We start from the raw sequence: 23,792 nt of genomic DNA on the forward strand, positions 1-23,792 counted from the left end.
CATGCACCCGCCCGGTGAAGCCGCGTGGCCGGAGTCTCTCCGGCCGCTCTACGAGGAAGTCGCGAGCACTCCCGCCACGGAGGCGGTGGAGGCGTCCGCGCGCTGGAGCACGTCCTTCGCCGATTGGGTGCGCGGGGCGTCGCTGGAGGAGCGGACGCTGGCGCAGCTCGCCGCCTGGGAGCGGCTGGCCCGGGGAGAGCGCGGGCTCGGCGAGCTGTTGTTCCTGGTGGGCTCGTGCAGTGAGCTTCTGTGGCCCTATGCGGCGCCGCCGGCGGGCTTGCTGGAGCGGTTGTTGTCGCGGCAGGGCGCGATGCTGGAGATCCTGCGGGGCACGGGTGAGCCGGAGGTCGCGGCGCGGGTGCTTCGTGAGAGCGAGGCCGCGCTGTCGACGGTGCTCACGCGGTACCTGAAGCGTCACCCGGACTCGCTGCTGTCGCTGGTGGGGAACGTGCCGTGTACGTATGACGGGCATGCACTTCGCTTCCTCGACTCGGTGGAGGTGGACCTCAAGCGGGTGATGGCTTCGGGGAACAAGGCCATCGGGATGCTGGAGCAGCTGCGCATGCTGCTGCCGGCGACGGCGGAGGCAGGGCGCGACAAGCTGGCGGACTACATCCGAACGCGGGCCTCGCGGATTCCGTGGCAGGAGGCCTCGGAGGTGCTGGCCGAGCGGCTGTTCGCGCTGGCGACGTCTCCGGATGGACGCGGGGCGATGCGCGGGTTCCTGGCGTGCTACCCGAACGGGCGCAAGGAGCCGGAGTGGTGTGCTCGCGCGGGGGTGTTGCTGGCGCGCACGTTGGAGGTGGGTGGGTCGCCCGCGGTGGTGGAGAACCTGTGCGAGCTGCTGGGGCGCTTCGATGCGCCGCCGGTGGATGGGCTGCGCGGGGCGTTGGGCGCGTTGGTGGGCAGTGACTTCGACACGCTGACGGACCTGGGACCGGTGCGCTTCGTGCTGGACCACTGTCAGGCGAACCTGCGCAAGGGTGAGCCGGGGCTGGTGCTGACGCAGGTGTGGCTCGAGGAGCGGCTGTTCCGCGCGTCGGTGCGCAAGGGCTTGTCGGACGCGTTCGAGCGGCGCAAGCGGATGCGGGCGAAGCTGGAGCCGATGGCGACGGGCTTCGCGCACCTGTGCTGGCTGGCGGAGGAGTGCGCGGACTTGTGGCCCAAGCTGGGGTCGGAGAATCGGCCCGGGTTGGATGAGCTGGCGGCGTGGCGGGACGAGGTGGCGGAGCGGATTGCTCGCAAGCCCATGCCTCGGAAGGCGGCCATCGAGTTCTTCCTGTGGTGTGCGCCGGACGCGGCGTCGTCCGAGGCGGAGCTCGTGGTGCTGTCGCTGACGCGGACGGAGACGGACCGGCGACAGGTGCGGCGGCTCAAGGACCATCCGTCGTCTCGGGTGCGGCTGCGCGTCCGGACGCTGCAGCGCTGGTTCCAGGGGGCCACGGGGAAGGATGGCGCGAAGGCTCCGCCGCCCACGGGCGCGGTGGCTCCGGCGTCACTCACGGATGCGTTGAGGCATCTGCACGTGACGCGTGCGGTGCCGCTGAGTGGCCGGACGTGGCTCAGGGACCGTGACCTGGAGGAGCTGCTGTTCGGCGCGGTGTCTCGCGTGGAAGCGGACTTCTCGGCGCGCTATCCGGAGCGGTTCCGTGAGGACACGGTGGAGCTGGTGGACTCGCTGCTCGAGGCGCTGAGTGGCGAGCTGGGCCGCGTGAAGGCGGACCTGTTCTCGTTGCTGGCCCAGGGCCAGCCGCCGCCGCTCGATTTCGAGCTGACGGTGCGACGTGTCGCGGAGCGGGTGGTCGAGGCGCCGAAGCCCTCGAGGCGAGGACGGGGGAGGGCGCCAGCCGCGCTCGTGGCCACCGAGGTGGGGCCGGTGGGCGTGTTGGACATGTCGACCTCCTGGGCTCCCGTGGTCGAGTCCGTGATGGCCGAGGATGAGAGCGCGCGGAGTGGGGACGAATCGCTGTCGATGGAGGACGAGGTCTCTCGCCTGTTGGAGGCGGAGGCGCTGTCGCGGGTCGAGGCTTCCGACGAAACGTCGCTCGCGGAGGTGAACGAGGGGCCTTCTGACGGACTGGCCGTCGGGGAGTCTGTGCCTGCCGCCGATGCACGGGGCCCGCGGGAGGTGGAGGCCGTCGTCGAGAGCGCCTCCTCCATGGTCATCGCCACGCCGGCCGCTGACGGCGTGGTTGACGGCGGCTCACAGGTCGACGCCTCCGCAGCTGAGCCCTCGGCCGCCGCCGAAACGGCCCAGGCGGAGCCGCTGCCTCCGCTGGTCGCGCCCACGGAGACCTCCGCTTCCGAAGCACGTCTCCCCGACGAAGACCCCTCTGCGCGCTCGCGGCGCGGCCGAGGCAGACGAGGCTCGTCGGACCGGGTCCCGGACTCACGCACCTCGGGCACCGAGGTGGCGTTCATCATGAACGCCGAGGTCGACGGCTTCGTCGACACGGAGCGCGCGGTGCTCGTCCAGGTCGTGAAGCTGGAGCAACGTGGAGAGGGCCAGTGGCTGCCTCACTTCCGGCTCGGCCGTGAGAGGGTCGATGGCCTGCTGTCACGCACCGACTCGGCCTACTGCCTCTTCCTCGTCCCGCCCATCCCTCGCGCCGAGTGCTGGATGCTCCCAGCCCGACTGGTGCGTGACCTGATGGACGCCCAGCGCTCCCTCACCACCGTGTCCCGGGACTCCGTGGCCCGCGCCGCGCGCTCCCTCTCCCAGTGGTGGATGGGCGACTTCGTGAACCTCTGGACCGGAGACGAGCGGACCGCGTTCCTCGAACACGTCTCCCCCGAGTCCCCGAACGCACCGGACTTCGTCGTTCGGTGCTCCTTCCACTCGGGGACCCGCACGCCGCGGCCTTGAGCGTCAGACCGCCAGCTCCAGCTCCACCTTCTCCAGGTAGCCCGGCACATACGCCTTCCAGCCCTTCGACTGCACCCGCCGCCGGAGGGCCTCCAGCGCGTCCTGCTCACCGTGCACCAGCAGCGTCTGGCGCGGCGGCGAGTCGAACCCCTCCATCCAGCGCATCGTCTCCGTCCAGTCCGCGTGCGCGGAGAACCCGCTCACCGTCCGGATCTCCGCGCCCACCGGCACCACCTGCCCGTGGATGCGGCACTCCTTCTCCCCATCCAGCAGCTTGCGCCCACGCGAGCCCACGGACTGGTAGCCCACGAACAACACCGTGTTGCGCGGGTCCGGCAAGCGGTGCTTCAGGTGGTGCAGCACGCGGCCTCCCGTCGCCATGCCGGACGCGGAGATGATGATGGCCGGCCCCTCGTGCAGGTTCAGCCGCTTGCTCTCCTGCGCCGACGTGACGAACCGCGTCTTCTGTGTCGCCAACGGTGACGCCCCACGCTCCACCAGCGACTTCATCACCAGGTCGTGCTCCTCGGGGTGCGCCAGGTACACGGGCGTCGCGTCACAGGCCATCGGCGAGTCCACGAATACATCCACCACGGGGATCTGCTTCGCCTCCTCCAGGTTGCGCAGGTGGAAGAGCAGCTCCTGCGTGCGCCCCACCGCGAACGCGGGAATCACCACCACGCCCCCACGGTCGAACGCGCCCTTCACCGCGTCCCGCAGCGCTTCCATCGGCTTCTGCTCGCGGTGCTGCCGGTCCCCATACGTGCTCTCGACCACCAGCGTCGTCGCCGAGTCCACGCTCTGCGGGTCCCTCAAGATGGGCGCCTGATAGCGACCCAGATCTCCACTGAAGACCACGCGCTGGCGCGTGCTCTTCAAGTCGAAGACACAGACGGCCGAGCCGAGGATGTGTCCCGCCCGATAGAAGGTCAGGGTGATGCCCGGGAGGATCTCCTTCGGCCGCTCGTAGCCGAAGGTCTCGATCATCCCCACCGCGCGCTCGGCGTCCGGGACCGTGTAGAGGGGCAGGGCGGGGTGGTGCTTGGAGTAGCCCTCCTTGTTCGCGTAGCGCGCCTCCTCCTCGTGGAGGTACGCCGAGTCCGGCAGCAGCAGGGCCGTCAAATCCCGGGTGCCGGGCGTGGCGTAGATGGGGCCGTCATAGCCCTCGCGAATCACGCGCGGCAGCCCACCCGTGTGGTCGATATGCGCGTGCGTGAGCACGATGGCGTCCAGCTCACGCGCGGGGAGCGGGAGCGGTTGCCAGTTGCGCTGTCGCAGCTCCTTCTGTCCCTGGAAGAGCCCACAGTCCACGAGCACCTGCTGCCCGTCATGCTCGAGGAGGAACTTGGAACCCGTCACGGTTCCGGCGGCGCCGAGGAAATGGAGGGAGGCCATGGCCCCCAGTCTACCGTGCTAGCGTGGGATGCTCATGAGTACCTCCGAGCGTCCCCCCGGGGCAGACCGCTTACCCTCCAAGGGCGAGGACGCCCAGCAGACCCGACCCACGGGTACCGGACGCCCCGGCTTCACGGGCGCGGTCCGCCGCTTCCGGGTCACGCTCCTGGAAGGCCCCCAGCCCGGCGTCTACAAGGACTCCAACGCGGACACCTTCTCCATCGGCTCGCACGGGCTCAACGACTTCGTCATCGACGAGCCCACCGTCTCGCGCTTCCACTGCGAGGTGCGCATCGAGCGCGATGGCGCCCGGGTGCGGGACCTCGACAGCTTGAACGGGACGGTGCTCGACGGGGTCCACGTGCGCGAGGCCTACCTGCGCGGAGGCAGCGTGCTGCGCCTGGGCCGCGTCAGCCTTCGCTTCGACTTCAGCGCGGAGAGCAACCGGCTGCTGATCTCCGAGCGCACCGCCTTCGGCGAGCTGGTGGGCACCTCCGTCGTCGCGCGCGCCAGCTTCGCGCTCATGGAGCGCGCCGCGGCCAGTGACGCCACCGTGCTCCTGGAGGGAGAGACGGGCACCGGCAAGAGCCGCGCCGCGCTGGCCATCCACCGCGCGGGCTCGCGTGCCGCCGGTCCCTTCCTCACGGTCGACTGCGGCGCCATCCCCGGCAACCTGCTGGAGAGCGAGCTGTTCGGGCACGAGAAGGGCTCCTTCACCGGCGCGCTCCAGCGGCGCATCGGCGCCTTCGAGGAGGCCGACGGCGGCACCATCTTCCTCGACGAGGTGGGTGAAATGCCCGCGGAGCTGCAACCCAAGCTCCTGCGCGTGCTGGAGCAGCGCGAGATTCGCCGGTTGGGCGCGAACACGTATCAGCCCGTCAACGTGCGGGTCATCGCGGCGACCCACCGGGACCTGCGCGCGGAGGTGAACGCGAGCCGCTTCCGGCCGGACCTCTTCTTCCGCCTCGCGGTGGTGCGCATCCTCATCCCCTCGCTGCGCGAGCGCCCCGAGGACATCCCCGCCATCGCCGAGCGCATCCTCGCGGGCTTCGGCGCCGCGCCCGAGCAGGTCTCCGCGCTCAACACACCCGAGTTCATCAACCAGCTCCAGCACGCCGCGTGGCCCGGCAACGTGCGCGAGCTGCGCAACCACCTGGAGCGCTGCCTCGTGTTCCAGGACGCGCTGCCGCCCGAGACCGAGACCGTGGGCGCCCAGGGTGTCATGGGGAGCCTGGTGGACCCGAAGCAGCCCTACGCGGATGCACGTCGCAGGGCGCTCGAGATCTTCGAGCGCGAGTACCTGGACGCGCTGATGCAGCTTCACCACGGCAAGGTGTCCCAGGCCGCCACCGCGGCGGAGATGGACCGCGTGTACCTCTACCGGCTGCTGCGCAAGCGCGGACTGCGGACGTAGCTAGCGCGCCGCGTGCTCGGTCACCTGGCCGGGCACGCCACCCGTGGTCCAACCCTCGAGCCGGGCCAGGGGGCTCCCCGCGAGCTGCCGCGCGCCTCGCGCATCCGTCGAGAGCGCTCCGGGCTCGGCGTGCAGATAGATGCGCGTCTCGAGCTCCGTCCCCGCGAGCTCCAGGACACGCGCGAGGAGCCGCTCGGCGAGCTTCCGACAACCCCGTTGCTCCAGCGCCCGCGCCGGCGCCTCGTCGGACAGCGCGCGCCACGCGAGCAGGGCATTGCCTCCCTCCAGCGCCAGGGTCCACCCCTCGGACTCCAGCAGCTCACGGCCCGCGTCGAGCGCGGCGTCCCTCGCGTCGAGCGCTTCGTCCGTCGGGTCCACGTCCGAGGTCGCGAAGCGCAGGTCCAGGTACAGCGCCGAGGCCCACGTGTTGGAGTCGGAGGATGCGATGAGCGCCGCGAGGAAGCTCGTCACGTCCGGCCAACGCTCCTCGGGCCTCTTGGCCAGACAGCGTGAGACCACCGCCTCCAACGCCGCGGGCACCCGGACGTGTTCGCTCAAGCGGGGCGGAGGCGCGTGCAGGTGTTGCTCCTCGACCTCCACCGCGCTCTCGCCGTCGAACGGGGGGCGTCCCACGAGCAGCTGGTAGAGCAGCACGCCCAGCGCGTACAGGTCCGTGCGCGCGTCCACGGGTTGGCCGAGGATCTGCTCCGGCGCCATCGCCACCGGAGTTCCGAGCACCGCGCCCGCGGTGGTCAGCGCCGTGCCTCCGGACAGGGGCGCCACCTTGGCGATGCCGAAGTCCACCAGCTTCACCGTGAAGCCCTCGGGGCGCGGCAGGAACATCACGTTCTGGGCCTTCAGGTCGCGGTGCAGGATTCCCTGCCCGTGTGCCGCCGCGAGCGCGCTCCCCAGCTCCTCCATCACCGTGTGGGCCTCGGCGAGCGAGAAGGGGCCTTGCTGGGAGAGCCACCGGTCCAGGCTCTCTCCCTCCAGCCACTCCATGGCGAGCCAGGGCCTTCCGTCTCGCAGCTCCCCGTACTCCAGCACGCGGACGATGTGGGGATGGTCGAGCGCCAGGAGGGTGTCCGCCTCCTGCTTGAAGCGCAGGAGGACCTCGCTGACGTGGTTGAGGTGGGCCCGCACGATCTTCACGGCGGCGGGCGTCCGGGTGTCCAGGTGGATGGCGCGATAGAGCGACGCGGTGATGCCGGAGTGGACCCGCCGCTCCACCATCCACGCGCCGACGAGGGCTCCGGGCTCCAGCTCGTCGCCGTACAGGGCGACCTGGGCGTTGCCCTCGCGCTTGTCCCACTCACTCATTGCGGCCCTCCATCCCCTGCGCTCGCGTCCTTCCAGGACGTCCCATCGGGTGCCTATGGACCTGTCTTGGCACGCGTGCTCGCGGGAGCGCCATCCGGCCACTGGCCCTTCACGGCCGACTCGAGCCCTCGCACACGCGAGGTCCAGAGTGGCGCCTCATGCGCGGTCTGCTCGACCTCGGCCACCCGGGCACCCAACGCTTCGTCGTCGCCCGCCGCACGGGCCGCTCGCGCCGCCCAGACGAGGACCTCCATCCGTTCATCGGGCGGCATCCGTGTTCGCGAGGCCTCCACCTGGGCCTCCCAATGCTCGCGGGAGTAGGGCACCGAGGCCGAGGACTCGGCGACCACGCGGCGCACCACCTCGCCCATGAGCTGGTCCGCCGACGTGAGGCGCACGCGTGAGGCCTGTTCATCGAGCCACGCGAGCTGCTTCGTGGCCTCGGACAGGTCGCCCAGCTCGCAGCACAGGCGCGCCACGAGCAACGCGTCCTGCGCCATGGAGTGGGGGAAGCAGCGCTGGCTGAGCACTCCCGCGCGTCTGGCCAGCGGCAGGGCTTCTTCCGCGAGGCCCTGGTAGCCCAGGAGCACGGCGAGGTTGAACGCCGAGGTGCGCTCTATCTGCACGTTGCCGAGCTCGCGTCCCAGGCTCACCGCGCGCTCCAGGTCCGTGCGCGCCCCCGCCACGTCGCGGCGCTGGACGTGGAGCACCAGGCGGTTGTTGAGCGCGACCCCCAGGTGCAGCGTGTCTCCGGTGGACTCGCACAGTGCGATGGCCTCGGCGAAGCGGCGCTCGGCGTCGTCGAGCTGCCCTGTCCAGCCCAGCATCGCGCCGAGCATGGCCAGGGCGATGGCCTCCGTCTCCTCGTCGCCCGTCGAGCGCGCCAGCGTCACGGCTTCTTCGAGGGGCGCGATGGCCCCCGTGATGTCCTCCCGACGCACGAAGGCGCGCGCCTTGGCCAGGGCGTGGCGCGCGGCCAGCTCGGAGGGGACGGGCTCTCCGAGCAACTGGAGCGCCTGTTCCTGCAGGGCCGTGGACTCGTCCGTGTCGTCCCTCCAGTCGAGCGCGGTGGCTTCCTCCAGCAGCAGGTCCGCCTCGCGCAGCACGGCGCCTCGGGATGCGGCGATTCGCCGCGCCTCACGCAGGTCCTCGAGGGCGTCGTCGATGCGCTGGAGTCGGTAGCGGACGCGGCCCCGGCCCGACAGCAGCTCCAGTCGACGCACGTCATGCTCGCGAGGCGCGCACTCCAACGCGGCGGAGAAGTGGCGCTCGGCCTCGAGCAACCGGTGTCCACGGCGGCTCGACTCCGCCAGGGCGTGGTGGAGCTCGAGCGCCAGGATGGTCTCGCCCGCGCCCTCGGCCCAGCGGGCGCGCCGGGGCAAGGGGGCGTCGGGCAGGGCCTCCAGGGCGGCGGAGCAGATGCGGCGACGGAGCGCTCCAGGCAGCCTCGCGGCGAAGGCCTCGCGCAACAGGGTGTGCTCGAAGCGCCAGCGGCGGGGGCCTCGGGGCTCCAGCATCCCGAGCCGCGCCAGTCGCTCCAGTCCGACGCCCGGGTCCAGGGAGAGGTCCAGCGCTGCGCTCCCGTCGAGCCGGGTGAGCGTGGCGGACAGCTCCTCCCAGCGCACGTCTTCGCCGAGCACGGCCGCCACCTGGAGCAGCGCGCGCAGCCCAGAGGGCAGGGCGAGCAGGCCGCGCTCCGCCACGCGCTCGTCCGGGCTCTCCACGGCCAGCGCATCCAGGGCCTCCGCCGCGAGATAGCCTCCTCCTCCGGCGCGAGTCCGGATGGCGCCGGCGGCCCTCAGCGCGCGGACCGTCTCCACCAGGCGCAGCGGCGAGCCACCACAGCGCTCCACCAGCTCACGGAGCATGCTCTCCGCGGGGACATCCACGGGACTCAGGAGCTGCCGCAGCACGTGGCTCGCGGCCTCGTCATCGAGGGGCGCAAGCGTGCGCCGGGCGCTGTCCGCCGCGCGCTCACCGAGGTATGGGCGCAGCTCCAGGAGTCGAGGGCGTCCGGTGAGGACGATGCAAAGCGGCGAGGTGAGGCCGGAGAGCGTGGCCAGCTCCAGCGCGTCGAGCGCGGTGGGGTCCATCGTCTCCGCATCGTCCACGAGCAGCACCAGGGGGCGCTCCTCGGCACGGCGGCGCAGGTGCGACGCGAGCGCTCGTGCGAGGTGCTGTCTGCGCGCCGCGGGATGCGCGGTCGCCAGATCCAGCGTCGTGTTCGTGCTCTCGATGAGCCTGCGCACCCCTTCATCAGAAGAGGTGGTTGGCGGCAGGCCGAGGAGGGTGGAGATGAGGTGACCCAAGCCACTCTCGGTGGCGCTGCCTTCGTCCCGCTGCGCTCCCACCAGCAGGGTGGACAGAGCGCCTGCTGTCAGCAGCTCACCGTGGAGCTCGGTCAACAGCCGCGTCTTGCCGAGCCCTTCGTCGCCCAGCAGGGTCAGCAGCATGGGCGAGCGCTGCTCGCGCACCTTCGTGATGCCCGCGCGCAGCCAGTCCAGCTCCGCGTCGCGGCCCTGCACGGTGGCGATGGGGAGGGGGGCGAGGTCCGATGGCGTGGGTGTGCTGACAGGGTCGAGCGCGCCGAGTCCTTCACGCGCTTCGGCAGTCAGCAGGAGTGTGTCGGATGGGGCCGCGGGCTCGGGCCACCACCTGCCCACCTGTTCGAGCGCGACGCCACCGAGAACCCATCGGCCACCTCGCTCGCGCACGCGGAGCCGTGCCTGGTGCACGACGCGCATCGAGCCGGGAGGAAGCTGGCTCGTCAGGGCTTCCGCGGCCTTGAGCGCGGCGCGCAGCCCCGACTCGACCTGGGGCGCATGGGGAAACGCGAAGATGGCGAGCCCCGGCTCCATGCGCGCCAGCTCCGCGCCGGTGCTGGTGAGCAGTCCGCGCAGCGTGGGGACATCGAGCGGCGTCTTGACGCCCAGCAGGGCGACGTCCCTGGCTCGTTGTGCGGAGGTCTCCGAAAGGCCCGGGGGGCTCTCACCCGTCGTGGCGACCGTGCGCGGTTCGGGAGACTCCAGCACTGGCGCGGAGGTCCCCATCAGGACCCCGTCCGCGTCTTGCGTCGCGCTGAGCAGTGGCGGGGTTGCGGCCCTCGAAATGGTCTCGGCGTTGAGCGCATCCGCCACGTCCGCCCGTTGCGTCGAGCTGAGTTGCGGCGGTGCGGAGGTCCTCGCCCAGGTCTTGGCTTCGAGCGCATCCGCCACGACCACCCTTTGCGTCGAGCTGACTTGCGGCGGTGCGGAGGTCCTCGCCCCGGTCTCGGCATCGAGCGCATCCGCCACGACCACCCTTTGCGTCGAGCTGACTTGCGGCGGTGCGGCGGTCCTCGCCCCGGTCTCGGCATCGAGCGCATCCGCCACGTTCGCCCTTTGCGTCGAGCTGAGTTGCGACGGTGCGGAGGTCCTCGCCCCGGTCTCGGCATCGAGCGCATCCGCCACGTCCGCCCGTTGCGTCGAGCTGAGTTGCGGCGGTGCGGAGGTCCTCGCCCAGGTCTCGGCATCGAGCGCATCCGCCACGCCCGCTCCCTGCGTCGCGCTGCCCCGTGGCCTCCCAGAGGTCCCCTTCCGCGGCACGGCTTCGAGCGCATCCGCCACACCCGCCGCGCCGGGCCCGCGCTCCTCCGGGGCCTTCGCCAGCAAGCGGGACACCAGGGCATCCAACTCGAGCGGCACCGCCCACGGCGCCAGCTTCGAGAGCACCGGTGGCCTCCGGGCGACATGCGCCTGGAGCACCGACGCGGTGTCTCCCACGAACGGCGGACGCCCACACAGCAGCTCGAAGAAGACGACGCCCAACCCGTAGAGGTCCGCGCGCGCATCAATGGCTCGCGCATCGAGGCACTGCTCGGGCGCCATGTACTCGGGCGTGCCCAGGCGCTGCCCGGTCCTTGTCACCGTCGGCGCGGGCGCCGCGTCCCGCTCCGCGCCCAGGCGCGCCAGCCCGAAGTCCACCAGGACCAGCCGCTCTCCGGAGAGCATGATGTTCTCCGGCTTGAGGTCGCGGTGCACCACTGCCGCGGCGTGCACCCGCGCCAGCGCGCGCGCCAGGGCGAGCATCACCGGCCTCGCCTCCTCCCACGGCATCGCGCCCGACCGGGGCAGCTCCGCCAACCGCTGCGCGAGCGTCTGCCCGGCGATCAGCTCCATCACCACCACGGGCTCACCCGTCAGCGTGCGGGCCTCGCCCAGCAGCTCCGGCGTCACGGGCGGGCCGATGCGTCGCAGTGCCTCCAGCTCCCGCGCCAATCGTTCCGCGGCGAGCGGCTCCAGCACCTTGAGGGCCACGGGCCGGCCGTCGGACTCCCGCCGCGCGGCGAGCACACGCCCGAAGCCGCCTCGTCCCACGGAGACGCCCCGCTGGTACCCCGGGACGTCCGGAAGGGGGGCCGCGGGGACTCTCGGCGGGAGCTCGGCCGAGGGGTGGAGGGGACAGTGCTCCACCACACGGCGATGACAGGCGGGACAGCGCATCGATGGCGGCGGCGAGGGGGGAGAGAGAGTCCGACGTGCGAGCGGGCCCGTCGAAGCATCGCCTCTCGGTGGCATGGACGGAAGACCTCCCCCGATACGCCCCCGTCCATCCGTCAGGCGCCGGTCGGGGCCATCAGCCCTCGTCCCGGCGCGCTTCCGGACGCATCCTCAGTCACTCATCTCCGGCAGCTCCTCCGGCAGATTGTCCGGATCCAACCGGAGGATGATGCACAGCCGTACCAGGGTGGAGATGGTGGGCACCATCACCCCGCGTTCCACTCGGGAAAGAACCTCCACGGGCATCTCCAGGCGCTCGGCGACTTCCTCCATGCCGAACCCCTTTGCCTGGCGGGCGGCCTTCAGTGCCGCCCCGAGCACCTCGGCCCTTTCCGCGCGACTCGTCTTCATGGATGCGAGCATGACGCCATCCGGCCCGCTCGTCATCCAATTCACCACATGCTTTGTCGCCGACGCCCGGCCTCCAACACTGACGTGGGGCTGGAGTCGGAGCCGGGGAGGCCTCGGCCGGCGGGGTGCCCGGCGCAGGGTGGAGTGCCACCCTGGAGGAGGGCTGGGCGCCTGCCTGGGGCGTGCCTAGGCTGCCTGAATGGGGGCTGTGGCATTGGCGCCGGGCGAGGGCTGTGTTAGGCCGCCCCTCCCTCGTTGGCCTGCCCAGGAGTCAGGAGAAGCGAATGGCCCGTCGCCACGTCCGCGTCGTCGGTGCGATGCTCGAGAACGAGCAGGGACGCTACCTCATCACCCAGCGCCCCCCCACCGCGTCGCTCCCCCTGCTGTGGGAGTTCCCCGGCGGACGGGTGGAAGAGGGGGAGAGCGACCCCGAGGCGCTCATCCGGGAGATCCACGAGGAGATGGGAGTGGCCGTGGAGGTGCTCGACCAGGCCATGCACACCCGCCACGAGTATCCCACCTACGACATCGACTTCCGGGTGTTCCGCTGCCGTCTGGCCGAGGCCGAGCACCACATCCGCCACCTGCGCGTGCATGACCACCGCTGGGTGACGCTGGAGGAGATGTCGCAGTACCGCTTCCCCGACGCGGACGCCAAGACGCTGGCGAAGCTGTTGGACCTGGACTCCTGACGTGTGGCCCCGCTGGACCTGGGCCCTCCTCGTGGGGATGGGGCTCGCCGGTTGCTCCAGCCCCAAGCCCCTGCCGCCCGACTCGGGCGTCGAGGACGCCGGCGCCCAGCCCCCGGCGACGGGCCTGCCCGGGTGCACCTGGTACGGCGTGCCGCTGCGCACCGGTGAGGTGCCCTCCGAGCTGCCGGAGCTGTCCGGCCTGGCCGCCAGCCGCCGCTTCCCCGGCGTCTTCTGGGCCCACAACGACTCCGGCAACGACTTCGAGCTGTTCGCCATCGACGAGACCGGCCGCGTGCGGGCCCGGCTGAAGCTCACCGGCGCCCAGCCCCGGGATCTGGAGGACGTGGCTGTGGGGCCTTGCTCACCCGGGGAGACGCGCACGTGTGTCTTCCTGGCGGACACGGGCGACAACTTCGAGATTCGCGACCAGGTGCGCCTGTACCGGCTGCCGGAGCCGGACGCGCTCGGCGACGCGACGGTGGCCGTGGAGGTGCTGGCCTTCACCTATCCGGACGGCGCCCATGACGTGGAGGCGCTGGTGGCGGACGCGCGCTCGGGGCGGCTCATGGTCCTCACCAAGACGCGGCGCTCGCTGGGGGAGGTCTTCGCGCTGGACGGCCTGAAGCCCGGCGCCGCCATCCAGGCGACGAAGCTGGGAGCGCTGGAGGCGCCCGGGGGCGTGGACCGCGCGACGACGGGCGCGTCGCTGCAGGCCTCCGGACAGCGGATGCTGATTCGCACCTACTCGCGCGTGTGGGAGCTGCGCCAGCCGGGGGCGGAGGATTTCGAGTCGCTCTTGAAGGGCTCGCTCGTCGAGGTGCCGGGCGGACCCCAGGCGCAGGCCGAGGCGGTGTCGTACCTGTCGGATGGCGAGGGGTATCTGCTGGGGACGGAGTTCACCGGTCAACCGTTGTGGCGCGTCGGGTGTCGCTGATCTCGCGACTCGGGTGCGTCCGGGGTGCAGGGAAACCGTCCAGCGGGTTGACGCTCTGGCGCCGGTGAACATCTTTGCCCGGCTGAGTGTGACGCCATCCGGGCACGGGGCCCGAATGAGCGGGGAGGGGGAGGGCGAGCGTGCCGACGATGAAGCCACAGGAGCTCCCGCCGGGTGTGGGCCCGCGGGGAAAGAAGTCCGACAAGCCAGGGACGCCGGGCAAGGGGTTCAAGTTCGGCTCACCGCTGGGCTACATCCTGCTGCTCGTCCTGGGCTTCCTTCTCTTCCGGAACGTGTTCCAGGACGCGGGCGTCCGCCGGGTGAGCTACAGCCAGTTCCGGGACGCGGTGGAGTCCGGCAACTTCAGCCGGGTCCAGATCTCCAACGAGTGGGTGAAGGGCTTCCTCAAGGACACCGCCCAGCCGCCTCCGCCGGCGCAGGGGGAGCGTCCGCTGCGAGGCGAGCCCAGCGCGTTGCCGTGGATGGCCTACCGCGTCCAGGGGGACGAGTCGCTGGTGCCGCTGCTCGAGCAGAAGGGCGTCCAGTTCGAGGCGGTGCCGCAGTCCGGGTTGGGCGAGGCCCTGTGGATCTGGCTGTTGCCGCTGGGGCTGTTCTTCCTCTTCTGGAGCTTCATGATGCGCCGGGTGGCCGGCGGCATCGGCCAGGGTCCGCAGAGCGTCATGAGCTTCGGGAAGACGCGCGCCAAGGTGCAGGCGGAGGCCGACACCGGCGTGGGCTTCAAGGACGTGGCGGGCGTGGACGAGGCGGTGGACGAGCTGCGCGAAATCGTCGAGTTCCTCAAGACGCCGGAGAAGTTCCGCCGCCTGGGTGGCCGCATCCCCAAGGGGGTGCTGCTGGTGGGCCCGCCGGGCACGGGCAAGACGCTGCTGGCGCGCGCGGTGGCGGGCGAGGCGGGCGTGCCGTTCTTCAGCCTGTCCGGCTCGGAGTTCGTGGAGATGTTCGTCGGCGTGGGCGCGGCCCGCGTGCGCGACCTGTTCGCCCAGGCCACGGCCAAGGCGCCCTGCATCATCTTCATCGACGAGCTGGACGCCATCGGCAAGAGCCGCAACTCGGGCGTGGCCGGCGGCCATGACGAGCGCGAGCAGACGCTCAACCAGCTGCTCGCGGAGATGGACGGCTTCGACAGCCGCGCGGGCCTCATCATCCTGGCGGCGACCAACCGTCCGGAGATCCTGGACAGCGCGCTGATGCGGCCGGGCCGCTTCGACCGGCAGGTGCTGGTGGACCGTCCGGACAAGCGCGGTCGCGAGCGGGTGCTGGAGATCCACGCCCGCGGCGTGAAGCTGGGCCCGGACGTGGACCTGAAGACCATCGCCTCGCGCACGCCGGGCTTCGCGGGCGCGGACCTGGCCAACGTGGTGAACGAGGCGGCGCTGCTGGCGGCCCGACGCAACCGCGACGCGGTGATGCGGGCGGACTTCGAGGAGGCCATCGAGCGCGTCGTCGCGGGCCTGGAGAAGAAGAACCGCCGGATGAACGAGCGCGAGAAGGAGATCGTCGCGCACCACGAGGCGGGCCACGCGGTGGTGGGGTGGATGCTGCCGCACGCCGAGCGGGTGACGAAGGTCTCCATCATCCCGCGCGGTCTCGCGGCGCTGGGCTACACCATGTCGCTGCCCCTGGAGGACCGCTACCTCATGTCGCTGGACGAGCTGCGCGACAAGATGGCGGGGATGATGGGGGGCCGCGCCGCGGAGGAGATCTTCATCGGCGAGGTGTCCACCGGCGCGTCCAACGACATCCGGCAGGCCACCGAGGTCGCGAAGATGATGGTGCGCGACTACGGCATGAGCACGCTGGGGCCCGTCGCGCTCAGCGCGGACCACGGCCCCAACTTCCTGCGCTCCGCGGGCCTGCCCGAGTCGCGGACGTACTCGGAGCAGACGGCGCGGATGATCGACGAGGAGGTGCGCAAGCTCGTCAGCGAGGCGCTGGACCGGGCCCGGGAGGTGCTCAGCAAGCACCGGGACAAGGTGCAGGCGCTGGCGGCGCGGCTGCTCGCGGTGGAGGTGGTGGAGGAGGACACGATGGTGACCATCCTCGGCCCCAAGGTGCTGGCGCAGCGGGGGCTGTTGCACCCCGAGGCCCGCCAGGTCATCTCCGCCCACCCGGTGGGCAGCAACGAGGAGCCGCCTCCGCCGACGCAGCACGCCGACAAGCCCCTGGACTCGTAGCCGACGTCCGGGCGCCTGCTCTCCGGCCTGGCCCACGCCCCCCGCCACCGCGCATTCCTGCGGTGTCCGGGGGGCGAAATTATCTTGAGACCTAAAGGAGGCGTCGCCGTGGAGAACAGGATCGGCAAGAGCTACATGGCCCGGAAGGCCCTCTTCGCGAAGGGGCTCAAGGAGGGGCGGCTCACGGTTCAGGAGATAGAGGAGGCGCTGCCGGCGGGGACGTTGACGGCGGCGGAGCGCTGGCTCCTCTACTACTCGCTGCGGGCCGCCCAGGTGGAGATCATCGACGAGGTGACGGGACAGGTCGACCATGGGTTCATGGCCGAGTCCCCCGCCGCCCAGGAGCACTAGCTCCGCTCGTTGACACGCACTCGCGCGCGGTTAGGTTGCGCCTGTTGACGCCTACCCGCGCGTGAAGCGCGCTCTTCCACCTCGACTTCAGGTTCGACATGTCCGGTCCCTCGCACTCCGACCCCTCCCAGGAATCCCAGCACGCCCAGTCCGCCAACGGCGGAGGTCCGCCGGGCCCGGAGGCCGGTGCGGCGGGCGAGGCCGAGGCCAGGACGCCCGCCGATGACGTGGTCTCCGAGGCGGCCGACGCGGAGAAGGAGCGGCTGCGCGCCGACCTGGAGTCCTCCCGGCGCCGGGTGGACGAGCTGGCGCGCGCCTACCAGGCGGTGAACAAGGACCGCGAGGAGTTCAAGCAGCGGCTCACCCGCGAGCGCGAGCGGATGATGGACGTGGAGCGCGGCAACGTGGCCGTGGCGCTCCTGGAGGCCATCGACGAGCTGGACCGGGCGCTCTCCATGAGCGGCCAGGACAACTCGCCCCTGGCGCAGGGCGTGCGGATGATCCGCGACTCGCTCTTGAGCAAGGCCCAGGGCATGGGCATCGAGCGCATCAGCGTGATGGGGCAGCCGTTCGACCCCAACGTGGCCGAGGCCACGGACATGGAGATCACCACCTCGCCCGACGAGGACCAGAAGGTGGTGGCGGAGATTCGCGCGGGCTACCGGCTCAAGGAGCGCGTCATCCGCCCGGCCCGGGTGAAGGTGGCCAAGTACGTGGCGCCCGCCCAGGCCTGAGGACGTCCCCACCGGAAAACGAGGAAGACGGCGGCGGGGTGGGTTGTTCCCGTCGCTCGTCATGCGCCGCCGTATAAGCTTCCACCTCGTGGCTTCCCGACTGCTCTTCGTCCTGTTGTCCGTGGCCGTGCTCCCCCTGACGGCGTCCGCCGAGGAGGGGCCGGTGGGGCCCTGGCTGCAGGCGCGCATGCGAGAGCATGCCGCCTGGTTCTCGTACCAGGGCTCGGGTGAGGCCCGCCCCGGCGGCGCGCTGGGCCTGTGGCGCGAGCGCCCCGCCGGGGAGACGGGCCTGCCCGCCTTCGTGCCGCCCACGTCGCTGGCGCCGTTGATCCGCGCGGTGGAGGCGGGCGTCGTCAACATCACCACGGTGAGCCCCCGGGACAGTGGCCTTGCCGGGATGAAGCGCTCGACGGGCTCGGGCTTCGTGCTGACGCCCGACGGGCTGGTCGTCACCAACAGCCACGTGGTGTCGGGGGCGAGCAAGATCGCCGTGCGCCTGTCGGACGGCCGCGAGTTCTCCGCCGAGGTGGTGGGCCGCGACGCGTCCACGGACGTGGCGCTGCTGAGGCTCAGCGGCTCGGAGATGGGGGACCTGCCCGCGCTCTACCTGGGGGACTCGGACCGGCTGGAGGTGGGGGACTGGGTGGTGGCCATCGGCAACCCCTTCGGCCTGGACCACTCGGTGTCGCACGGGATGATTTCGGCCAAGGAGCGCGTGCTGGGCGTGGGCCAGTTCGACGACTTCATCCAGACCGACGCGCTCATCAACCCGGGCAACTCCGGCGGGCCGCTCTTCAACATGAAGGGCGAGGTGGTGGGGGTGAACACGGCCATCATCAGCCAGGGGCAGGGCATCGGCTTCGCGGTGCCCATCAACCTGGTGAAGGACCTGCTGCCGAACCTGCGGGAGAACGGGAAGCTGACGCGCGGCTGGCTGGGCGTCATCGTCAACGACGACCGGGAGAGCGCCGAGCGCCGGGCCCCGCTGGTGAAGGACGTCTACCAGGGCAGCCCCGCGGCCGCGGCCGGCATCCGCTCCGGGGACCGGCTGGTGGCGGTGAACGGGCGCACCATCGGCTCCTACCTGCAGCTGCTCCGGAAGGTGGCGCTGCTGGCGCCCGGGACGGAAGCGAAGCTGACGCTGCTGCGCCAGGGGACGACGCAGGAGGTGGCGGTGCGGCTGGTGGAGCGCCCCGCGCAGGAGGCCGCCGAGGGGCTGGTCCAGCGTGTGACGAGCGACGAGGACCTGGGGCTGACGCTGCGGGATTTGACGCCCGAGGTGGCCGCGCCGCTCAACCAGGTGGCCTGGGACGGGGCGCTGGTGGCCGCGGTGTCGCCCCGAAGCCCCGCGGAGGCGGCGGGGCTGCGCATGGGCGACGTGGTGACGGAGGTCAACCGCAAGCGGGTGAAGGACGCGGCCGGGGTGCGCGCGGCCCTCTCCAAGGGGAGCTCCGGGGCCAGCATCCTCCTGCGCGTCAAGCGCGGGGACTCCCAGCAGTACCTGGCCATCGCCCGGTGAGGGAGCCCCCGAGGACGTCCGCCTAGCGGCTGGCGTTGGCGTCCTTGCCGTTGAGCCACAGGCCCAGCGGGTGGCCCGTGCGGCCCTCGGTGAGGATGAGCCCGTCGATGCGGGCCGTCACGCCGTGGTTCTTCCCGCCGCCCTTCTTCGGCAGGGACCACACGGCCTGCGGCGTGAAGACGACCTGGGCGCGCACCTGCCGCATGGAGAACATGCGCGAGAAGAGCGAGCCGTTCCACCCCTCCGGCAGCGTGCCCGTGACGGTGAGGAAGGGCAGCACCGGGTTGCCGTTGCCGTCCTGCTTCTTCGGAGCCCCGTGGGTGAGCGCGTAGCGGCCGCCCGGGAAGAACGGGGTGATGTTGATGGTGTACTCCCCGGCGCCCGGGTTGTACGGCCCCGGCGACAGCATGGTCGCGTCGTCCTCGCCGATGATCATGTACAGCCGCTTGCCCTGGTACTTCTTGCGGAAGGCCTCCGCGTCCGACTTGCACTTCGGGTCCACCAGCGCCCCTTCACACGCGCCGATGTACTTCTCGAGGAAGGCCCCCAGGCCCCCCAGCGGCTCGGCTTCGTCGCGCAGCTTGGCGAAGCGCGAGTCCACGTCGGCCAGGGCCAGGGTGGGCAGGAGGAGGGCGACGGCGGCGACCAGAAAGCGGCTCAAGACGAGGGGCTCCGGGGTACGGGGGGAATCCGGATGGTGCCATGTCCCCGCGCAACAGGGGGCAGCCTTCTCGTAGGTGTGTGGGGGTGGATGTAGGTGAATAAATTGCCTACATGTGGCTACCATGTAGGGTGTGCCTGTCACCACCTGTTGCCGGGAGGCACCCCCAGTGTTCGAGCGTCCGCAAGAGCGCCGCAGTCACCTGCGCTTCGACAAGGTCTTCACCGTCTACCTCACCACCCAGGACGGGATGATGAGGGGGGTGGGGCGCAACATCAGCGCGCGAGGCATGTTCGTGGAGGTCCGCGACGCGGTGGGGCTGGGGGAGAAGCTGAAGGTGACGTTCGCGGGCGAGGACGGCACGGAGATGACGTGCCTGTGCGAGGTGCGCTACCAGGTGGCGCTGGCGTTCGGCCGCAAGGACGGGCGCGAGGGCTCCAGCCGCGGGGTGGGGCTGCGAATCGTGGCGTACGAGACGCACGACGACGCGCCGCTGCTCCTGGTGGACCGCGAGCGGGTGATGCACTGAGGTTCGTAGCGTGGCCGCCTGGCTGAGCGGCCCGGTGGCCCGACGACGCTCCCGGGACAGGGGGCCGCCTGGGGCCGCCACAGCGGGCGCCACGACATGACAAGGGCACGGTCCTCACGAGGAGAGCCGTGCCCTTGGTGCTTTCAGGAGGCGGGAGGGCCTACTGCGAGAAGCCCTCGAGCAGGTAGTGGGCCTCGATGCGCTTGAGCGCGAGGATCATCGCGGCGCAGCGGCTGTCCACGGCCTCGCCGACGCAGTACTGGCGGCTGTCGTGCATGTCCGTCTTGCGCGGCTGGTTGCGGGAGATGTCGCGGATGATGCGGTAGTTGCGCTTCATCGCGCGCTCCAGGCGCTGGTCGACCTCGGCCTCGCTCCAGCGCTCCATGCGCTTGTTCTGGATCCACTCGTAGTAGCTCACCGTCACGCCGCCGGCGTTGGCGATGATGTCCGGGATGAGCTCGATGCCGCGCTTCTGCAGGACGCGGTCGGCCTCCGGGGTGGTGGGGCCGTTGGCGCCCTCGGCGATGAGCTTGACCTTGAGGCGCTCGGCGATGTCCGCCGTGATCTCGCCACCCAGGGCGGCGGGGACGAGGATGTCCGCCTGGACATCCCACAGGTCCTTCTTCTCGATGCGCTGGGCGCCCGGGAAGCCGAGCACGCTGCGCTTGAGGTTCTTGGGGTCCTGCACGTAGGCGGTGAGCGCCTGCACGTCGATGCCGTCACCGTTGTAGATGGTGCCGTCCGCGTCGTTGACCGCCAGCAGGCGCGCGCCCATGCCGCCCAGGATGTTGGCGGCGTGGCTGCCCACGTTGCCGAAGCCCTGGATGACGAAGGTCTTGCCCTTCACGCTCTCGCCGCGGTCCGCGTAGTAGTCCTCGATGCAGAACGCGACGCCCTGGCCGGTGGCCTTGCCGCGGCCCTCGGAGCCGCCGATGCGCACGTCCTTGCCCGTGACGATGCCGCGCAGGTTGTGGCGCTCGCGCTCACCGTCGGAGAACTGGCGGTACAGGAGCGCCATGATCTCCGGGTTGGTGCCCACGTCCGGGGCCGGGATGTCGATGTTGGGCCCGATGAGGCTCTTGAGCCGGTACATGAAGCGCAGGGTGATCGCCTCCAGCTCCTCGCGGCCGTACTCGCGCGGGTCGATCTGGATGCCGCCCTTGCCGCCGCCGAAGGGCACCTCGGCGATGGCCGTCTTCCAGGTCATCTCCGCGGCCAGGGCCTTGAAGAGGTCCAGGGACACCTCGCGGTGGTAGCGCAGGCCGCCCTTGTAGGGGCCACGGGCCTGGTTGTGCTGGACGCGGTAGGCCTTGAAGCGCTGGGACTCGCCGGGGACCAGCTGGTAGACCTTGCCGTCCGGCAGGCGCAGGTGGCCCTGGCGGATGGCCACGTCGGAGCCCAGGAGGGCGCGGCCGTTGAGGATGATGCTGCCGTTGGCCAGGGCCTCCAGGCCCTCCTTGTTGCGCACCTGCGTCTCCGGCAGGTCCGCGAACTGCTTGGCGCGCTCGGGGATGAGCGGGACGAGGCGATCCTTCAGCTTCGCCGTCACATAGAAGATGTGCTCGTAGTCGGGCTCCTCGAGCTCCAGCCGGACGCGCTTGTCCAGCTTGATGAGGTCGGCGGCCCGATGGAAGATCTCCATCGCCTCGGTGTAGACGGTGCGCTTCGGCGTCGGCGCCGGAGCGCGCATGAAGTTCTCTTCGCTGGCCATGTCGAAAACGGCTCCTTGTGGTCCCAGCCACGCTCGGGCCGGGGACGCGGGGATAGCGGCGCCCTTATGTGCATATGCGCCAACCGAGTTCAACCGCCGTGGCGCCACGCTTCCTCCCGAAAAACCGGAGCGATGACGGGGACTTATGGCAACGCGCTGTGTCACCGACGGCGGATGCACCGTGTCATGGATGTCACGGTGGGGTGGGTTTGTTCGTTGGGGAACGAAGCACCTGGGCCGGATTGAAAACGGGAGGGCCTTCATTTCGGCTTGCCCTACCCGGAACGCCATGGTACTTCCCGCGCCGCCTTGCGCCGACATAGCTCAGCGGTAGAGCAACTGATTCGTAATCAGTAGGTCCCCAGTTCAAGCCTGGGTGTCGGCTAGAGAGTAGAGAAGGGCCGGTTGCGAAAGCAGCCGGCCCTTTTTCTTTTCGGCGTGCTGCTCGCCGGGCGGCCGGGTTCCCGGGCTTGCCTCATCGCCCTGGAGGCGGGCGGGCTTGCGCTCGAGGCTCCGGGATGGGGGGGCTCCGCGCCTCCGTGCGTTCCCGCGGTCGTTGTGTCCGGAAGCCGCCGCGCGGGGCTCCACTCCTCCAGGTCTCTTCGAAGCGGGGGCGAGCACGACGCGCTCGCGGACGTGGCGGCCGGAGCAGGTGAGGGCCGCGTCAGGGCGCTGCAGCCGACGTGGGGTTCCAGGCTCGAAGCATGGTTCCTCGTAACCCCACTGGGAGGTTCGGGTGTGTGTCTTTGAGGAGTCGTCTGGATTTTTCCACGGCTCTCGATGTCTGACTTGATGAGTGTCCGCGAGCGGACGAATCCACGGTTCTCGAATGACACCTGGGTGCGCCGCTGACCCATCCGTGGCGTTCTTCCAGGTCCGGGCAATGGCAGACAAGTGCTGATTGAAATCCTCCATTTTAACTGGAAATGCGTGTTTTCCTTGTTGTGATTTGCAATAAAAGGGAGCCCGATGTTAGGAAGGTTGCGGCTCAGGCCAACACCAGACAACACAGGAGAAATACCCATGACGAGGAACGTGAAGCGTTTCCTGGCCGTCTCCCTGCTGTCCCTCGCGCCGTCCGTCGCCGCCGCCGAGCAGTTCGACTTTGGTGGGCTGGAGTTCTTCCGGGGTGAGTACGTCACCGCGGTGAAGACGGAGACCTTCGAGCTGAAGGCGCGTCACGCCGAGGGTGGCGTGTCGCTCCTGGCGAACCCTCTGCAGACCTTCGCCGTGGGCAACTGGACGGGCGTCAATGTCAGCTTCGGTGGCACGCTTTCCGGCGTCCGCCTGCCCATTCCCCCTCCGAACCCGCTCGGCCCCGTCGCGAAGCCGTCGGTCAACGGCGTCTTCCAGATTGAGGTTGCTCCGGCCACCTCGGTGACGCAGACGTACTACTACACGACCAATCCGGCGGACCCGACGGGCGCGGCGAAGACGTGCCTCTGGCAGCTGGCGGTGACGTACAACGCCGGCACCGCGACCTGTTCGGCCACCATCGGTCAGGCGGCCTACGGTACGCAGGGCGTCCTCTGCTACCTGGACAATGCGCAGTCGTGGATCAACCCGACCACGTGTGACGCGCAGGTCGTCTCCGCCATGGAGTGAGCCGGGCTTCCTTCCGCGGGTGGCGCGCTCGTCGCCACCCGCGGTGGGGTTCGTTGCTCAGGGTGGAGTAGAGGCTCAGTAGTCCCAGGCGTTGAGCCGGATGGCGCTCTCGAACTGGGAGACCTCCGGATGAGTCTCCTTCAATGCATCCATGATCTGTTGGACCCACTGCTGGAGCTCGGGGCTGTTCTTCCGGACCTTCGCCCCATAGATGAAGACGTACTCGATGGTCCCCGACGAGTTCATGTCTGGCATGGCCCTGTAGAGTGATAACCTCAGGACTCCGTCGTCGTTCTCGTCCGCCTCGTCCGCCTCGTCCGCCTCGTCCGCCTCGTCCGAGGGCGTGAAGTAATGATGCTTGGCGAGGTAGTCATTGATGAAGGACATCGCGGTGGTGGCGACGGTATTGATGTTCGCGGAGTTCATTTGAAGAGACCTCATGAGCCTGCTTTCACGGCGCTTGGGGCTGCTCTGTCCGCCGTGCCCAGAGTGCGTGGTAGGCCCGCTTCAGGCTTTCTTCTCGATTGCATGGACTGACCGGCCCAGCAGCGCGCTTGCTCAATAGTCCGATGAATTCAGCTCGATGACGCTCTGGTACTGGGAAACCTCCGGATGGGTCTCCTTGAGCGCGACCATGATCTGCTCCAGCCACTGCTGGAGTTCGGGATCATCCTTCTCGACCTTCGACCCGTAGATGAAGGTGTACACGATGGTTCCCGGTGACGTCTGGTCCGGCATGGCTCTGTAGAGCGAGAGTCGCAGAGCGCCGGGATCCGATGAGTCAACCTCCTCATCAGGCGTGAAGTTCCCATGTTGGGTGAGGTAGTCGTCGATGAAGGACGTGGCGGTATCTGCGACGGTATCGATTCTCGTGGGGCTCATTCGAGGAAAGTTCCGAATGTGGCTTCCTGTAGGCCCTCCGTCGGCGGCTATGGCGATCTGGGGTCTGCAGGCGATGTAGGCCGCGTGATGGGGCT

18 protein-coding genes and 1 tRNA gene are annotated in these 23,792 nt (G+C 70.3%); 11 read left to right on the forward strand and 8 right to left on the reverse strand.

Annotated features, from left to right (window positions below):
* The first annotated feature begins 1 nt into the window (after position 1).
* Entirely contained in the window at positions 2-2,866 is a 2,865-nt protein-coding gene (locus K8625_RS38980) for a hypothetical protein (RefSeq protein ID WP_223785562.1), read from the forward strand.
* 3 nt (positions 2,867-2,869) lie between these two features.
* On the opposite strand, the gene K8625_RS38985 is transcribed toward K8625_RS38980, so the two are convergent.
* On the reverse strand, positions 2,870-4,261 hold the full coding sequence (locus tag K8625_RS38985) for an MBL fold metallo-hydrolase RNA specificity domain-containing protein (RefSeq protein ID WP_223785563.1): 1,392 nt from the start codon (positions 4,259-4,261) through the stop codon (positions 2,870-2,872).
* A 34-nt stretch (positions 4,262-4,295) separates the two neighbouring features.
* Here K8625_RS38985 and K8625_RS38990 point away from each other — a divergent pair, with 34 nt between their 5' ends.
* Complete coding sequence (locus K8625_RS38990; RefSeq protein ID WP_223785564.1) at positions 4,296-5,675, forward strand: sigma 54-interacting transcriptional regulator; 1,380 nt, start codon at positions 4,296-4,298, stop codon at positions 5,673-5,675.
* Here the strand turns inward: K8625_RS38990 and K8625_RS38995 are convergent, their stop codons facing one another.
* From K8625_RS38995 to K8625_RS39005, 3 genes are all read right to left on the reverse strand, one after another.
* Positions 5,676-6,995, reverse strand: a complete 1,320-nt coding sequence (locus K8625_RS38995) for a serine/threonine-protein kinase (protein WP_223785565.1) — start codon at positions 6,993-6,995, stop codon at positions 5,676-5,678. It abuts the gene before it with no gap.
* Positions 6,996-7,048: 53 nt separating this feature from the next.
* Positions 7,049-11,350 carry a protein kinase gene (locus K8625_RS39000; RefSeq protein WP_370642028.1) on the reverse strand — a complete coding sequence of 1,434 codons (4,302 nt, stop codon included), beginning with the start codon at positions 11,348-11,350 and terminating at the stop codon, positions 7,049-7,051.
* Between the two features lie 294 nt (positions 11,351-11,644).
* The gene (locus tag K8625_RS39005) at positions 11,645-11,896 is read right to left on the reverse strand and encodes a helix-turn-helix domain-containing protein (RefSeq protein WP_223747546.1); all 252 of its coding nucleotides are present in this window, start codon (positions 11,894-11,896) and stop codon (positions 11,645-11,647) included.
* A 272-nt stretch (positions 11,897-12,168) separates the two neighbouring features.
* Between K8625_RS39005 and K8625_RS39010 the strand changes: the two genes are divergently transcribed.
* The 6 genes from K8625_RS39010 (at position 12,169) to K8625_RS39035 (ending at position 18,309) form a co-directional block, all read left to right on the forward strand.
* Positions 12,169-12,576 (forward strand): (deoxy)nucleoside triphosphate pyrophosphohydrolase, encoded by a 408-nt coding sequence (locus tag K8625_RS39010; protein ID WP_141328948.1) that lies wholly within the window; start codon positions 12,169-12,171, stop codon positions 12,574-12,576.
* Between the two features lie 37 nt (positions 12,577-12,613).
* Entirely contained in the window at positions 12,614-13,510 is an 897-nt protein-coding gene (locus K8625_RS39015; RefSeq protein ID WP_223785583.1) for a hypothetical protein, read from the forward strand.
* A 149-nt stretch (positions 13,511-13,659) separates the two neighbouring features.
* Positions 13,660-15,705 carry an ATP-dependent zinc metalloprotease FtsH gene (ftsH, locus tag K8625_RS39020; RefSeq protein WP_223785584.1) on the forward strand — a complete coding sequence of 682 codons (2,046 nt, stop codon included), beginning with the start codon at positions 13,660-13,662 and terminating at the stop codon, positions 15,703-15,705.
* Between the two features lie 108 nt (positions 15,706-15,813).
* Entirely contained in the window at positions 15,814-16,056 is a 243-nt protein-coding gene (locus K8625_RS39025) for an RNA polymerase sigma factor region1.1 domain-containing protein (RefSeq protein ID WP_046714502.1), read from the forward strand.
* Between the two features lie 98 nt (positions 16,057-16,154).
* On the forward strand, positions 16,155-16,790 hold the full coding sequence (locus K8625_RS39030; protein WP_223785567.1) for a nucleotide exchange factor GrpE: 636 nt from the start codon (positions 16,155-16,157) through the stop codon (positions 16,788-16,790).
* Positions 16,791-16,851: 61 nt separating this feature from the next.
* The gene (locus K8625_RS39035) at positions 16,852-18,309 is read left to right on the forward strand and encodes a trypsin-like peptidase domain-containing protein (RefSeq protein WP_223785568.1); all 1,458 of its coding nucleotides are present in this window, start codon (positions 16,852-16,854) and stop codon (positions 18,307-18,309) included.
* Between the two features lie 22 nt (positions 18,310-18,331).
* Here the strand turns inward: K8625_RS39035 and K8625_RS39040 are convergent, their stop codons facing one another.
* A complete protein-coding gene (locus tag K8625_RS39040) occupies positions 18,332-18,970 on the reverse strand; it encodes a DUF6066 family protein (RefSeq protein ID WP_223747549.1) in 639 nt (212 codons plus the stop codon).
* A 169-nt stretch (positions 18,971-19,139) separates the two neighbouring features.
* Here K8625_RS39040 and K8625_RS39045 point away from each other — a divergent pair, with 169 nt between their 5' ends.
* Positions 19,140-19,499, forward strand: a complete 360-nt coding sequence (locus K8625_RS39045; protein ID WP_046714499.1) for a PilZ domain-containing protein — start codon at positions 19,140-19,142, stop codon at positions 19,497-19,499.
* 160 nt (positions 19,500-19,659) lie between these two features.
* Here the strand turns inward: K8625_RS39045 and K8625_RS39050 are convergent, their stop codons facing one another.
* Entirely contained in the window at positions 19,660-21,210 is a 1,551-nt protein-coding gene (locus K8625_RS39050) for a Glu/Leu/Phe/Val dehydrogenase (RefSeq protein WP_223747550.1), read from the reverse strand.
* 313 nt (positions 21,211-21,523) lie between these two features.
* Between K8625_RS39050 and K8625_RS39055 the strand changes: the two genes are divergently transcribed.
* Together K8625_RS39055 and K8625_RS39060 are read left to right on the forward strand one after the other, a co-directional pair.
* A tRNA-Thr gene (locus tag K8625_RS39055) sits at positions 21,524-21,595 on the forward strand.
* Positions 21,596-22,233: 638 nt separating this feature from the next.
* On the forward strand, positions 22,234-22,815 hold the full coding sequence (locus K8625_RS39060; protein WP_223747551.1) for a hypothetical protein: 582 nt from the start codon (positions 22,234-22,236) through the stop codon (positions 22,813-22,815).
* A gap of 75 nt (positions 22,816-22,890) precedes the next feature.
* Here K8625_RS39060 and K8625_RS39065 read toward each other — a convergent pair whose 3' ends face one another.
* Both K8625_RS39065 and K8625_RS39070 read right to left on the reverse strand, forming a co-directional pair.
* Complete coding sequence (locus K8625_RS39065) at positions 22,891-23,241, reverse strand: hypothetical protein (RefSeq protein ID WP_223785569.1); 351 nt, start codon at positions 23,239-23,241, stop codon at positions 22,891-22,893.
* Positions 23,242-23,373: 132 nt separating this feature from the next.
* Complete coding sequence (locus tag K8625_RS39070; protein WP_141328936.1) at positions 23,374-23,697, reverse strand: hypothetical protein; 324 nt, start codon at positions 23,695-23,697, stop codon at positions 23,374-23,376.
* Positions 23,698-23,792 lie beyond the last annotated feature (95 nt).

The organism is Myxococcus sp. AS-1-15, from assembly GCF_020037055.1.
Classification (GTDB): domain Bacteria; phylum Myxococcota; class Myxococcia; order Myxococcales; family Myxococcaceae; genus Myxococcus; species Myxococcus fulvus.

Excerpts from the sequence above, each read along its gene's own strand:
- K8625_RS39015 (WP_223785583.1), top strand. The coding sequence starts at position 12,614 with ATGGGGCTCGCCGGTTGCTCCAGCCCCAAGCCCCTGCCGCCCGACTCG.
- K8625_RS39035 (WP_223785568.1), top strand. The coding sequence starts at position 16,852 with ATGCGCCGCCGTATAAGCTTCCACCTCGTGGCTTCCCGACTGCTCTTC.
- K8625_RS39010 (WP_141328948.1), top strand. The coding sequence starts at position 12,169 with ATGGCCCGTCGCCACGTCCGCGTCGTCGGTGCGATGCTCGAGAACGAG.
- K8625_RS39070 (WP_141328936.1), bottom strand. The coding sequence starts at position 23,697 with ATGAGCCCCACGAGAATCGATACCGTCGCAGATACCGCCACGTCCTTC.
- K8625_RS38995 (WP_223785565.1), bottom strand. The coding sequence starts at position 6,995 with ATGAGTGAGTGGGACAAGCGCGAGGGCAACGCCCAGGTCGCCCTGTAC.
- K8625_RS39060 (WP_223747551.1), top strand. The coding sequence starts at position 22,234 with ATGACGAGGAACGTGAAGCGTTTCCTGGCCGTCTCCCTGCTGTCCCTC.
- K8625_RS39050 (WP_223747550.1), bottom strand. The coding sequence starts at position 21,210 with ATGGCCAGCGAAGAGAACTTCATGCGCGCTCCGGCGCCGACGCCGAAG.
- K8625_RS38980 (WP_223785562.1), top strand. The coding sequence starts at position 2 with ATGCACCCGCCCGGTGAAGCCGCGTGGCCGGAGTCTCTCCGGCCGCTC.
- K8625_RS39065 (WP_223785569.1), bottom strand. The coding sequence starts at position 23,241 with ATGAACTCCGCGAACATCAATACCGTCGCCACCACCGCGATGTCCTTC.
- K8625_RS38985 (WP_223785563.1), bottom strand. The coding sequence starts at position 4,261 with ATGGCCTCCCTCCATTTCCTCGGCGCCGCCGGAACCGTGACGGGTTCC.
- K8625_RS39030 (WP_223785567.1), top strand. The coding sequence starts at position 16,155 with ATGTCCGGTCCCTCGCACTCCGACCCCTCCCAGGAATCCCAGCACGCC.
- K8625_RS39005 (WP_223747546.1), bottom strand. The coding sequence starts at position 11,896 with ATGCTCGCATCCATGAAGACGAGTCGCGCGGAAAGGGCCGAGGTGCTC.
- ftsH (WP_223785584.1), top strand. The coding sequence starts at position 13,660 with ATGAAGCCACAGGAGCTCCCGCCGGGTGTGGGCCCGCGGGGAAAGAAG.
- K8625_RS38990 (WP_223785564.1), top strand. The coding sequence starts at position 4,296 with ATGAGTACCTCCGAGCGTCCCCCCGGGGCAGACCGCTTACCCTCCAAG.